Source organism: Bradyrhizobium sp. 76 (genome assembly GCF_023073025.1).
In the GTDB taxonomy this organism is placed as follows: Bacteria; Pseudomonadota; Alphaproteobacteria; order Rhizobiales; family Xanthobacteraceae; genus Bradyrhizobium.
Map to the genome: position 1 here is coordinate 379566 of NZ_JADPIS010000109.1, position 11681 is coordinate 391246.

At 65.2% G+C, this 11681-nt stretch carries 9 protein-coding genes and 1 pseudogene; 6 read left to right on the top strand and 4 right to left on the bottom strand.

Annotated features, from left to right (window positions below):
• Window positions 1-109: 109 nt before the first annotated feature.
• The 5 genes from pimD to IVB48_RS31515 all read left to right on the top strand — a co-directional run bounded on the left by pimD (window position 110) and on the right by IVB48_RS31515 (window position 7301).
• Window positions 110-1252 carry a pimeloyl-CoA dehydrogenase small subunit gene (gene pimD, locus IVB48_RS31495; protein WP_247406212.1) on the top strand — a complete coding sequence of 381 codons (1143 nt, stop codon included), beginning with the start codon at window positions 110-112 and terminating at the stop codon, window positions 1250-1252.
• A 126-nt stretch (window positions 1253-1378) separates the two neighbouring features.
• Window positions 1379-2152 (top strand): glucose 1-dehydrogenase, encoded by a 774-nt coding sequence (locus IVB48_RS31500; RefSeq protein WP_247406215.1) that lies wholly within the window; start codon window positions 1379-1381, stop codon window positions 2150-2152.
• A 249-nt stretch (window positions 2153-2401) separates the two neighbouring features.
• The gene (gene glpK / locus IVB48_RS31505; RefSeq protein WP_247406218.1) at window positions 2402-3907 is read left to right on the top strand and encodes a glycerol kinase GlpK; all 1506 of its coding nucleotides are present in this window, start codon (window positions 2402-2404) and stop codon (window positions 3905-3907) included.
• 119 nt (window positions 3908-4026) lie between these two features.
• Window positions 4027-6474, top strand: a complete 2448-nt coding sequence (locus IVB48_RS31510; RefSeq protein WP_247406221.1) for a penicillin acylase family protein — start codon at window positions 4027-4029, stop codon at window positions 6472-6474.
• A 203-nt stretch (window positions 6475-6677) separates the two neighbouring features.
• A complete protein-coding gene (locus IVB48_RS31515; RefSeq protein ID WP_247406227.1) occupies window positions 6678-7301 on the top strand; it encodes a GNAT family N-acetyltransferase in 624 nt (207 codons plus the stop codon).
• Window positions 7302-7405: 104 nt separating this feature from the next.
• Here IVB48_RS31515 and IVB48_RS31520 read toward each other — a convergent pair whose 3' ends face one another.
• Window positions 7406-7843, bottom strand: coding sequence for a DUF6636 domain-containing protein (locus tag IVB48_RS31520; RefSeq protein WP_247406230.1), 438 nt, complete (start codon window positions 7841-7843; stop codon window positions 7406-7408).
• 10 nt (window positions 7844-7853) lie between these two features.
• Window positions 7854-8787 (bottom strand): annotated as a pseudogene (locus tag IVB48_RS31525) (threonine/serine dehydratase).
• A 157-nt stretch (window positions 8788-8944) separates the two neighbouring features.
• Here IVB48_RS31525 and IVB48_RS31530 point away from each other — a divergent pair.
• Window positions 8945-9574 carry a glutathione S-transferase family protein gene (locus IVB48_RS31530; RefSeq protein WP_247406233.1) on the top strand — a complete coding sequence of 210 codons (630 nt, stop codon included), beginning with the start codon at window positions 8945-8947 and terminating at the stop codon, window positions 9572-9574.
• A 52-nt stretch (window positions 9575-9626) separates the two neighbouring features.
• Here IVB48_RS31530 and IVB48_RS31535 read toward each other — a convergent pair whose 3' ends face one another.
• Both IVB48_RS31535 and IVB48_RS31540 read right to left on the bottom strand, forming a co-directional pair.
• Window positions 9627-10634 carry a DUF3592 domain-containing protein gene (locus tag IVB48_RS31535; RefSeq protein WP_247406236.1) on the bottom strand — a complete coding sequence of 336 codons (1008 nt, stop codon included), beginning with the start codon at window positions 10632-10634 and terminating at the stop codon, window positions 9627-9629.
• 83 nt (window positions 10635-10717) lie between these two features.
• Window positions 10718-11410, bottom strand: a complete 693-nt coding sequence (locus IVB48_RS31540; RefSeq protein ID WP_247406471.1) for a hypothetical protein — start codon at window positions 11408-11410, stop codon at window positions 10718-10720.
• Window positions 11411-11681: the final 271 nt, after the last annotated feature.

The following is an 11681-nucleotide window of genomic DNA, read 5'->3' on the forward strand; positions in this document are numbered from 1 at the left end:
ACCGTCATGGCCGGGCTTGACCCGGCCATCCACGCCTAGCGCCACGAAAGAACGTGGATGCCCGGCACAAGGCCGGGCATGACGACATCGATACCGGAGAGCAAAGAACATGGATTTTGATCTGAACGAGGAGCAACGGCTTCTCAAGGAAAGCATCGACGGCCTCTTGACCGATTCCTACGATTTCGAGAGCCGCAAGAAGTACATGAAGGAGAAGGGCGGCTGGAGCCGGACCGTCTGGGGCAAGCTCGCCGAGCAGGGCCTGCTCGGTCTGCCCTTCGCGGAGGCCGATGGCGGCTTCGGCGGCGGCGGCGTCGAGACCATGATCGTGATGGAAGCGCTCGGCAAGGCGCTGGTGCTCGAGCCTTATCTCGCAACCGTCGTGATCGGCGGCGGCTTCCTGCGCCATGCGGGCAGCGATGCGCAAAAGGCCGCGCATGTGCCCGGCATCGTCGACGGCAGCAAGACGCTCGCCTTTGCCCAGCTCGAGAAGAACTCGCGCTACGATCTCTTCGACGTCTCCACGACGGCGAAGAAGAAGGGCGAGGGTTGGGTCATCGACGGCGAGAAGTTCGTCGTGCTCAACGGCGAGAACGCAGATACCCTGATCGTGACCGCGCGCACCAGGGGCGAGCGCCGCGACAAGAGCGGCATCGGCGTGTTCCTGGTGCCGGCCAACGCCAAGGGTGTCGCCAAGAAATCGTACCCGACCCAGGACGGTCTGCACGCCGCCGACCTCACCTTCACCGGCGTCGAGATCAGTGCCGATGCCGTGCTCGGCAATCCCGACGATTCGCTCGCGCTGATCGAGCGTGTGGTCGACGAAGCCCGCATCGCGCTCTGCGCCGAAGCGGTCGGCCTGATGGACGAGTCTCTGAAGACAACAGTCGAGTACATCAAGACGCGCAAGCAGTTCGGTGTCGCGATCGGTTCGTTCCAGAGCCTCCAGCACCGCGCCTCCGACATGTTCGTCGCCGCCGAGCAGGCGCGATCGATGTCGATGTTCGCGACCATGGCTGCTGATTTCGAGGACGCCAAGGAGCGCAGCAACGCCGTCGCCGCGGCCAAGGTGCAGATCGGCAAGTCGCTGAAGTTCGTCGGACAGCAGGCGATCCAGCTCCACGGCGGCATCGGCATGACCATGGAGGCGAAGATCGGCCACTACTTCAAGCGCCTGACCATGATCGAGAACTCGTTCGGCGACACCGACTACCACCAGCGCCGCGTGGCGGACGGTGGCGGGCTGATCTAGTCGCCACCACCGTCATTGCGAGCGAAGCGAAGCAATCCAGACGATCTCCTCGGCGGCATCTCTGGATTGCTTCGTCGCTTCGCTCCTCGCAATGACGGAGGTCGTTGAACCAGCGAGGCAACAATAATGAAAAACACCCCGTTCGATCTCACCGGCAAGGTCGCCGTGGTCACCGGCTCCAGCCGCGGCATCGGCCGCTCCTCTGCCGAACTGCTCGCAAAGCTCGGCGCCAAAGTGGTGGTCTCCTCGCGCAAGGCGGATGCCTGCCAGGAGGTCGCCGACGGCATCAAGGCGGCCGGTGGTGACGCCACCGTCATCCCCTGCAACATCGCGCGCAAGCAAGAGGTCGAGGCGCTGATCGCGGGTGCGACCAAGCACTATGGCAAGATCGACGTCCTCGTCTGCAACGCCGCGGTGAATCCGTATTACGGCCCGCTGCTCGACATCACCGACGAAGCCTTCGACAAGATCATGGGCAGCAACGTCAAGAGCAACATCTGGCTCTCCGCGCTGACGATCCCGCAGATGGCCGAACGTGGAGGCGGCTCCGTCGTCATCATCTCCTCGATCGGCGGCCTGCGCGGTTCGACCGTGATCGGCGCCTACGGCATCTCCAAGGCCGCCGACTTCGCGCTATGTCGTTCGCTCGCCGGCGAATGGGGTCCGAAAGGCGTCCGCGTCAATTGCATCGCGCCCGGCCTCGTGAAAACCGATTTCGCCCGCGCGCTGTGGGAAGACGAAGCCAATCTAAAACGCCGCACCGCCACCACGCCGCTGCGCCGCATCGGGGAACCCGATGAAATCGCAGGCGCGGTGGCCTACCTCGCCTCCGACGCGTCGAGCTTCATGACCGGACAGACCATCGTCATCGACGGCGGCGTGACCACGGCTGCGCCGTAGGTCTCTCAGCTCGTCGTCCCGGCGAAGGCCGGGACCTGTAACCACAGGGAGTGGTTTGACGAAGTCTGGTCGTGCTGGATCGGCATCGTGCGCAATCGATGGATCACGCGGTATGGGTCCCGGCCTTCGCCGGGACGACAGCTGAGCCCTTCTTGACCTTCCCGCCCTAATCCGCTCCCTTTGGCGCGACACAATGATCCCTCCCGGGACACGCCAAGAAAACGACCAGCAAACCCCAAGGGTGCTTCCATGTCTTTCGTCCTTGCCATCGACCAGGGCACCACCTCCTCGCGCGCGATCGTGTTTCGCGGCGACATTTCCATTGCGGCGAAGGCGCAGGCCGAGTTTCCGCAGCATTTCCCCGCCTCGGGCTGGGTCGAGCACGAGCCCGAGGACATCTGGACCTCGACCGTGACGGTCTGCCGCGACGCGATCGCGCAGGCCGGCATCAGCGCAAAGGACATCGCCGCGATCGGGATCACCAACCAGCGCGAGACCACCGTGGTGTGGGACCGCGCCACCGGGCAGGCCGTGCACCGCGCCATCGTCTGGCAGGACCGCCGCACCGCCGACATCTGCGCGAGACTGAAAGCCGACGGCCGCGAGCCCGTGATCTCGCAGAAGACCGGCCTGATCATTGATCCCTATTTCTCCGGCACCAAGGTCGCCTGGATTCTCGACCACGTCCCCGGCGCGCGGGCGCGCGCCGCGCGCGGCGAATTGATGTTCGGCACCGTCGATTGCTATCTGCTGTGGCGCCTCACCGGCGGCAAGGTGCACGCCACCGATGCCACCAACGCCTCGCGCACGCTGCTGTTCAACATCCACACCGGCCAGTGGGACGACGAGCTCTTGGAGATCGTCGGCGTGCCGCGCTCGATGCTGCCCGAGGTGAAGGATTCCTCCGCCCGTTTCGGCGAGAGCACGCCGGACCTGTTCGGCGGCGCGATTGCGATCTCCGGCATCGCCGGCGACCAGCAGGCCGCGACCATCGGCCAGGCCTGCTTCCGCCCGGGCATGATGAAGTCCACCTACGGCACCGGCTGCTTCGCCCTGCTCAACACCGGCACGACGCCCGTGGCCTCGAAGAACAAGCTGCTCACCACCATCGCCTACCAGCTCGGTGGCAAACGCACCTACGCGCTCGAAGGCTCGATCTTCGTCGCGGGCAGCGCGGTACAGTGGCTGCGAGACGGCCTCGGCATCATCAAGCACGCCGCCGAGACCGGACCGCTCGCCGATCAGTCCGACTCCATGCAGAGCGTCTATCTGGTGCCGGCCTTCGTCGGCATGGGCGCGCCGTACTGGAATCCGCGCGTGCGCGGCGCGCTGTTCGGCCTCACCCGCAACACCGGCCCGGCCGAGCTTGCCCACGCCGCGCTCGAAAGCGTCTGCTACCAGACGTTTGATCTCTGGGCCGCCATGCGCGCCGACTGGCCGAGCTCGGAAACCGCAAGCGTCGTGCTCCGCGTCGACGGCGGCATGACCGCGTCCGACTGGACCATGCAGCGCCTCGCCGACCTGCTCGACGCCCCGGTCGATCGCCCCGTGATCCAGGAGACGACGGCGCTGGGCGCCGCCTATCTCGCGGGCCTGCAGGCGGGCGTCTATCCCGAGCCGACCAAGTTCGCCGACAACTGGCGCCTCGAGCACCGCTTCAAGCCCAACATGAGCCAGGCGACAAGGGAGCGGAAGCTGGCGGGCTGGGCGAGGGCAGTGAAAGGCGTGCTCGCGAGCGACGAGGGCGAGGGCTAGGAGAATCTCGTAGCCCGGATTGGAGCGCAGCGAAATCCGGGGTTCTCCATGGCACGATTCCCGGATTACGCTGCGCTCCATCCAGGCTACAAGAAGCAGCAACAAAGGGAGCACCAACAATGAACACGGATTTCAACCGGGTCATCCAGAAGCTTTTTGGCGCAGCGATCTGCGCCGCGCTGCTCACCTCGACCGCTATCGCGCGTGAGAAGCCGGACCCGCTCGGAAGCGCGCGTCAGGTCAAGACCGACGTCGCCGGTCTCAATGCCCCCGCGCAGATTCTGGTCGATGTCTGGGGCATCCCCCACATCTATGCCGCCAATGAGCACGACCTGTTTTTCCTGCAAGGCTTCAACGCCGCCCGCGATCGGCTCTGGCAGATCGATCTCTGGCGCAAGCGCGGACTCGGTCTGCTGGCCAAGGATTTCGGCGCGGCCTATGCCGAACAGGACAAGGCGCTGCGGCTCTTTCTTTATCGCGGCGACATGAATGCGGAATGGGCGGCTTACGGCCCCAAGGCGAAGACTTATGCCGAGGCGTTCGTCGCCGGGGTCAACGCCTATGTCGCGGATGTGCGCGCGGGCAAGCGCCCGCTGCCGATCGAGTTCAGGATCGCCGGCACCATGCCGGATCCGTGGACGGCGGACGACATCGTCCGCATCCGCAGCCACGGTCTGACGCGCAATGTCGCCTCCGAGGTCAAGCGCTCGTTGGTCGCTTGCGCAGCCGGCCTCGATGCCGATCGGTTTCGCGTCAAGCTCGAGCCGGCATGGACGACGAAAATTCCAGATGGTCTCGATCCCTGCAGCGTGCCGAAGGCCGTGCTGGCGCCTTACGATCTCGCGACGCGCCCGGTCGCCTTTGCCGCGCCGAAAGACCGCCAGGCCGCACTCGCGCACGATCCGGACAAGTACCTCACCGAGGCCGACCAGCAACGCGACACCATCGGCTCCAACAATTGGGTGATCGCGGCGTCGCGGACCGCGACGGGACGTCCGATCCTCGCCAACGATCCGCATCGCGAGCACAGCGTGCCTTCGCTGCGTTACGTCGTCGGCCTCAATGCGCCCGGCCTTTCCGTGATCGGCGCGGGCGAGCCGGCGCTGCCCGGCATCTCGATCGGCCACAATGGCACCATCGCCTTCGGCCTCACCATCTTCAACGTCGACCAGGAAGACCTCTACGTCTACGAGCTCAATCCGCAGAATCCCAACCAGTACCGCTATGGCAGCGGCTGGGAGGACATGCGCATCGTGCACGAGAAGGAGCAGGTGAAAGGCGAAGGCGATCGCGACCTCGAGCTGAAATTCACCCGGCATGGTCCGGTGATCTATGTCGACGACGCCAACAAGCGCGCCTTTGCCGTCCGCTCGATCTGGTTCGAGCCCGGCACCTCGGCCTATTTCGGCTCCTCCGACTACATGACCGCGAAGGATTGGAACGGATTCCTCGGGGCCATGCGGCGCTGGGGCGCGCCGTCGGAAAACCAGGTCTATGCAGACACCAAGGGCAATATTGGCTGGGTTGCCGCCGGCAAGACGCCGCGGCGCGCCAATTATGATGGCCTGATGCCGGTGCCGGGCGACGGCCGCTACGAATGGCAGGGGTTTCTCTCGCTCGACGAACTGCCCAAGGCCTATCAGCCCAAGCAGGGCTTTCTCGCCACCGCCAACCAGATGAACCTGCCGGCGGATTATCCCGTCAGCGAGCGCAAGGTCGGCTTCGAATGGGCGGACAGTGCGCGCTGGCAGCGCATCACCGAGGTGCTGCAGGCCAACAGCAAGGTGACGCTGGCCGACGCCATGGATCTGCAGAACGACGACACCACGATGCTGGGGCGGCGGCTCGTCAAGCTGCTGCAGCCGCTCACTTCGGACGATGCCAACGTGAAAAAGGGCCTCGAACTGCTCAAGCCGTGGGATGCGCGTGATGCCGCCGACAGCGCCGCTGCCGCATTGTTCGAGGTCTGGATCGCCAATCATCTTGGACCGGTGCTGTTGAAGACCACGGCGCCCAAGGCCGCCGACCTGATCGCGCCCGAAGCGTCTAGCATTTCGGCGCTTGTCGCCTTCTTGGAATCTCCGGATGCGTCGTTTGGCTCCGATCCCGCCGCCGCGCGCGACCAGATCCTGCGCGACAGCCTGGGCGCCGCGGTGGCCGATGTCACAGCCAAGCTCGGGTCCGATTCATCAGCCTGGCGCTGGGGCCGCCTGCACGTCGCGAAATTCGACCACGCGCTGATGCCGCTTGCCGACAAGGCGACGGCCGCTCAGCTCTCGGTCGGTCCGCTGGCCTACGGCGGCGCCGCCAATGTGCCGCGCGCGGCCACCTACCGCCGCACCGATTATCAGCTGTTCGCCGGCGCCTCGTTCCGCATGGTGCTCGACGTCGGCAATTGGGATGCGAGCCGCACCATCAACACGCCGGGCCAGTCGGGCGATCCCTTCAGCGGCCATTATCGCGACCTCGCGCCGCTGTGGGCGACGGGCCAGTATGTGCCCCTGCTCTACAGCCGCGCTGCGGTCGAGGCGGCGACGGCGGAAGCGATCACCCTGACGCCGCGGTGAATGAGGCGATCTAAACAAGGGCGCGGCCGCAAACACCACCGTCGTTCCGGCGAAAGCCGGGACCCATACTCCGCAGCAGCTGTTACGAACGGGGCTCGTCGTTCCAGCGTCACAAAGCAACCTGCGTCCGTGGTTATGGGTCCCGGCCTTCGCCGGGACGACGCAGAATATGTGGCTCGCGCTCGGCTCTATAGGAAACCGCCATGATCCTCCCCGACGGCTATTCCGACATTCCCGCCGGCAAGATCGCTGCCGTCGTCACGCATCTCGAGATGACCGCGCGTCCGCCGCTGCGTGGCGATCCCCTTGACGCATGGACCCTGCGCAAGGTCGATACCCCCGCGCTTCATTGGTATCGCGATCTCCATCGCCGCGTCGGCGAGGAGTGGTTGTGGTTTTCGCGGGCGCGCATGAACGACGCCGAGCTCGCCGCAATCATCCATGCACCGGGCGTCGAGGTCTATGCGCTTGTCGTGGACGGCCACGATGAAGGCCTGCTGGAGCTGGACTTCAGCGAAGCCGGCCAGTGTGAACTCGTGTATTTCGGCGTCACCGCAAAACTGATCGGCAGCGGTGCCGCCCGCTTCATGATGAACTGTGCGCTTGAGATCGCATGGTCACGCGAGCTGTCCCGCGTCTGGGTGCACACCTGCACCTTCGATCATCCGTCGGCGGTTGCGTTCTACCAGCGCTCCGGCTTCCGCCCGTTCCGCCGCCAGATCGAGGTGGCCGACGATCCGCGCCTCGACGGCACGGCGCCGCGAACGGCGGCGAAGCATGTGCCGATCATCGAATATAAGCTACTGTCAGACGTCGCCCCGGACTGAAGCCCGGTTGGAGCGCCTTGTCCGCCGAAGCTCGAAGCGCGAAGGCGGAAGCGCAATCCGGGACAGCGTCCCCGCATTCCGCTCCGCTCCATGCGGGCTACTCCTCAAAACACCTTCTGCTCCGCCCGCGCCAGCGAAAACCCGCGCTGCATCGCATTGAAACACGTCAGTCCTGTCTGCTCGGAACGGCAGGTGAATCCCGCCCGCTGCCACACTTCGCCATAGGCGAGCACGGGCAGCGACTGGTCCATGATGGTATCGCCGGCGCAGATGCGGCCCGCGGCTCCCTTCGCGCTCATCTCGAAGGCGTTGCCCCATTCCAGCTCGCAATCGGCCGGACGGCGCGGCCGCGTCTCCAGGTTCATGACGTCGCAGCGGAGCACGCCTTGTCCGTTGTCGGTGAAGAATTGGCAGGCGATGTTTTTCGACGGCGTCTGGAAGCCGATCGGGCGGTCCTGCGCGCGGGCGCCGTGGCCGGCCAGGGCAAGCAGGATCGACGTCAGCAGGATCGACGTCAAAATGAGTCCGCGATAGGCGACCATGCGAAGCTCGCTAGCCGTTGAAATTGACTGCCGTGGTGTTGGCGCCGCAAACCAGGACCGCGACCCGCTCGCCAGGTGAGGGACGATAGCGGCCGGAGAGCAAGGCGGCAAAGGCGGCCGCGCCACCAGGCTCGGCCACCAGGCGCAGGCTCGACCACAAGGTCGCCTGCGCCTGCCTGATCGCGTCGTCGGCGACGAGGACGACTCGCTCGACATGGGCCCGCGCAATCGGAAACATCAATTGTCCGACACGTCGCGGGGCGAGACTATCGGCGGCGATGCCGCCCGCGGGCGCATCGATCGGCGCGCCTGCCGCGAAGGCGGCGTGAAGCGTTGGCGATTGCTCCGGCTCGACCGCGACGATGCGCGTCCTGCCGGCACTCCAGGCCGCCATACCACCAATCAGGCCGCCGCCGCCGACTGCAAGCAGCACCGTGTCGATGCCCGAGCTCCATGCCGACGCTGCCCTGACCGAGCAAGGTCTCGACCTGGTCGTAAGCATGCACGGCCATGGCGCCGGTCTGCGCGACATGGGTTTCGCTCGCGGCGAGCGCGTCGGCATAGCGGCTGCCTGCGACCACGAGCTGCGCGCCATAGCCTCTGATCCGCTCGGCCTTGGCCGGCGAGGTGATGTCGGGCACGAAAATCGTGGCGGGAACGCCGAGCCGCTGCGCCGCATAGGCCACCGCCGCGCCGTGATTGCCGCCCGATGCGGCGACGACACCGGCCTCCGGCAGCCGGCGCAACAGCAAATTGGCAAAGGCACCCCGCGCCTTGAACGATCCGGAATGCTGCAACAGCTCGAGCTTGAAAATGACGGGCGAAGCCGGCAGGCCAAAATCGGCGAGATCGGCCTCAACGAGCGGCGTGCGCCGTATGTGCGGACGGATGACGGCCTCGGTCGCCGCGATCCGCTCCCGATTGATGTCCATTGTTGCTGTCATGATGCCGTCCTTGATAGCGCATCCGGCAGACGCTGTCGCGGCGCCGTTGCATCCGGCGCAATGCTCCACTTCCATGATTTTGCTTGCGCTACTGCGGCCTTGCCGTGGAAACTGGTTGGCCCTGCCTCGTCTAAAAGCCGGAGAAGAGCGCAAAACCATGTTCCTGATCGGCCAATACGATTCCCCCTTTGTCCGCCGCGTCGCGATTGCGCTGCGGCTTTACGGGCTCGCCTTCGAGCACAAGCCGTGGTCGACCTTCGGCGATGCCGACAAGATCGCGCCCTATAACCCGCTGCGGCGCGTGCCGACGCTGGTGCTCGACGACGGCGAGGCGCTGATCGAGAGCACGGTCATCCTCGATTATCTCGACGAATTGGTAGGGCCGGAGAAGGCGATGCTGCCGCGCTCCGGCGCCGAGCGCCGGCATCATTTGCGCATCTGCGCGCTCGCCTCCGGTCTCGGCGACAAGGCGGTCAGCCTGCTCTACGAGCGCGTGTTGCGGAAGGAGCAGCTTGCGCTGTGGGTGCAGCGTTGCGAAGCGCAGATCGCGGACGTGCTGAAAGCGCTGGAGGCCGAGCGCGCCAAGGTGATCACGCCATACTGGCTGGGCGACCGCATCGGCCATGCCGACATCGCGGTGGCCTGCGTCGTGCGCTTCACCCGCGAGGCGCACACGCTTCTGTTCGAGACCTCGCGCTATCCGGCGTTGTCGGCGCATGCCGACGCGTGCGAGGCGCTGGTGCCGTTCCAGGAGATCGTGCAGCCACTGTCACCGCCGAAGGGGTGAGGCTCTTTCAATCCCTCCCGCTTACGGGGGAGAGGCGAAGGGAGAAGCGCCGCTACGCGAACCCGACCTTGATCAGGATTGTCAGGAAAAGGCTGCCGACGACCGCGCAGACCGCGGCGCCGATCAGCGGACCCAGCGCGCCTTTCCGGCTTGCGGGCTCCAGCACGGCCTGCCCCGGCTGGTCCGGATCGTAATAGACCTGGACGCTCTTCCCGGGCCTGTATTTCGCAGCGCCCTCTTCGGCGACCTCGCGCAACCCGGAGATCATGGTGCCGTTCCAATCGACTTCGGTGCCGATGAAGTCGCGCTTGCCGACCCTGTAGGCGTAGCGCAGGTCGACCTGATAGCGGTGGACGAGCTTTGAAGTCGTCGGTCGATTGTCGTGCTCGGTCTTCTCCTCGACGATTTCCTCGATCACGTCGCAATGGGTGACCCTGCCGGCAGCGGTCGGCCAGCGCAGGCTGGCGCTCGCCAGCCGGCGCGTCCGGACATAATCGGCGGCGAGGAACACCCCGCCCACGAGCACGATGATCGGCACCGCGAACGCGAACAGCGGCACGCCCTTGTCGGCGTAGAGCACGTGGCCTGCGAACGAATGCGCGGTCAGCGTGGCGGCGATGATGCCGAACGCCATTGTGAACGCCACCAGTGCCGCGACGTTCTGCGCGGCGGCGGGCTCCAGCAGCGCCTCGGTCGGTTGCTTCGGATCGACGTGGACGTCGACATGGGCGCCGACCGGATAACGTCCGGTCAGTTTTGCGGCCAGGACCCTCGTCGTGATGACGGTGCCGCCGACAAAGACCTTGTCGCCTTCCAGCTCCTGGCCGCCGGCCTGATAGCGGTAGCGGATGATGGGCTTGGCGTCGTTCCGATCATCCGAGGTGTGCGCCGTTGGCTGGTCGACCCGGGAGACCGTGATGATGCCCTCCACCTTGTCCCAGCTCCGCGCCGCGACCATCCGGCCTCGCATGCGGATCAGGTTGAACAGCGTCAATCCAAACAGCAGCACCGCGATGCCGGCGGCAATCTGGGTCCACATCAATTGTTGGGCGTTCAGCATCCGATTCCCCTGCGCTTCGGCGGCGACCGCCATTGGTCGCGGCGAACGCGCGTTGCGTTCACGTCAGGGGTGCGGCGCCGATCCTATCTCCTCGTGCAGGGCTTGATCTCGCCCGAAGCAGAGTGCATCACGATCGGATTTGGCGACAGTCTGATGCCGAAAAACAATTGAGAGCCGGAGACCTTGTCGTTCGCCCCCTCATGGACGTCAAGATCGAGCTTCGTCGCGATCTCGGATGTCAGCTTGGCCCTCTCCTCCATCGAGATCGCGTTGTGATATTTGATCTCGTAGATGACGTCAGCCTCCAGTACGGAGCGCGTCTGGCACACGACGCCGCCGTTCGAAACGTTCTGGGTGACCGCGTCTGCGCATTCTGCCTTCAGCAATGCGTTCCGGGTCGATATCAGCGACTCGTCGGAAATCAGCAGAATGTTGGCATTCTCGAGCTTGAGGTTGACCGCCTCGACCTGCTGCATCCCGGCGACGGCCGACAGCTTGTCCCTGACCTGGGCCGACACGTCGAGCTTCTTCTCGAGCGACTGCTTCAGGTCTCGGTCAACGGTCCGCGATCTCTGGATCTTGCCGGTCAGGAGCGTGGGGTCGACGTCGCAGGTTGGATGCAGCTCCAGCCGGCCGTTGCTGAGATATTCGATCGTGTTGATCGTGCCGGGGCCACCAAACGTGCTTGGCGGCACCACCTCGAAATATCCGGTCTCGGAGAGGATGGCCGTGATCGTCTGCTTCTTGCGCGGGAACCCGGCGTAGACGGAGACCATCACGAGGCCTATCGCGACAAAAACCCCGCTACCAAGCCAAAGCCATTTGCGGCTTGCTACTTGCCTGGGCAGCACAACTGACTTCGCTCGCCGCATGGCACGTAGCCTTTCGGACAGTCCGCCGAGGCAATCGTTGGCAGAACGACAAGAACGATCGCGGCGACGAACAGTGCAATGAACTGCTTCATATGTTCGATCCCAACTAAACCGTCGGCTTGAAGGTAGTAGACCGAGAGAGTAGTGGATCAAGGTTGAGCGGACAAGTGAACGA

Coding starts and splice junctions, on each gene's coding strand:
- IVB48_RS31515 (WP_247406227.1), top strand. CDS start 6,678: ATGATCCTCCCCGACGGCTATTCCGACATTCCCGCCGGCAAGATCGCT.
- IVB48_RS31535 (WP_247406236.1), bottom strand. CDS start 10,634: ATGCTGAACGCCCAACAATTGATGTGGACCCAGATTGCCGCCGGCATC.
- IVB48_RS31530 (WP_247406233.1), top strand. CDS start 8,945: ATGTTCCTGATCGGCCAATACGATTCCCCCTTTGTCCGCCGCGTCGCG.
- pimD (WP_247406212.1), top strand. CDS start 110: ATGGATTTTGATCTGAACGAGGAGCAACGGCTTCTCAAGGAAAGCATC.
- IVB48_RS31500 (WP_247406215.1), top strand. CDS start 1,379: ATGAAAAACACCCCGTTCGATCTCACCGGCAAGGTCGCCGTGGTCACC.
- IVB48_RS31510 (WP_247406221.1), top strand. CDS start 4,027: ATGAACACGGATTTCAACCGGGTCATCCAGAAGCTTTTTGGCGCAGCG.
- glpK (WP_247406218.1), top strand. CDS start 2,402: ATGTCTTTCGTCCTTGCCATCGACCAGGGCACCACCTCCTCGCGCGCG.
- IVB48_RS31520 (WP_247406230.1), bottom strand. CDS start 7,843: ATGGTCGCCTATCGCGGACTCATTTTGACGTCGATCCTGCTGACGTCG.
- IVB48_RS31540 (WP_247406471.1), bottom strand. CDS start 11,410: ATGGTCTCCGTCTACGCCGGGTTCCCGCGCAAGAAGCAGACGATCACG.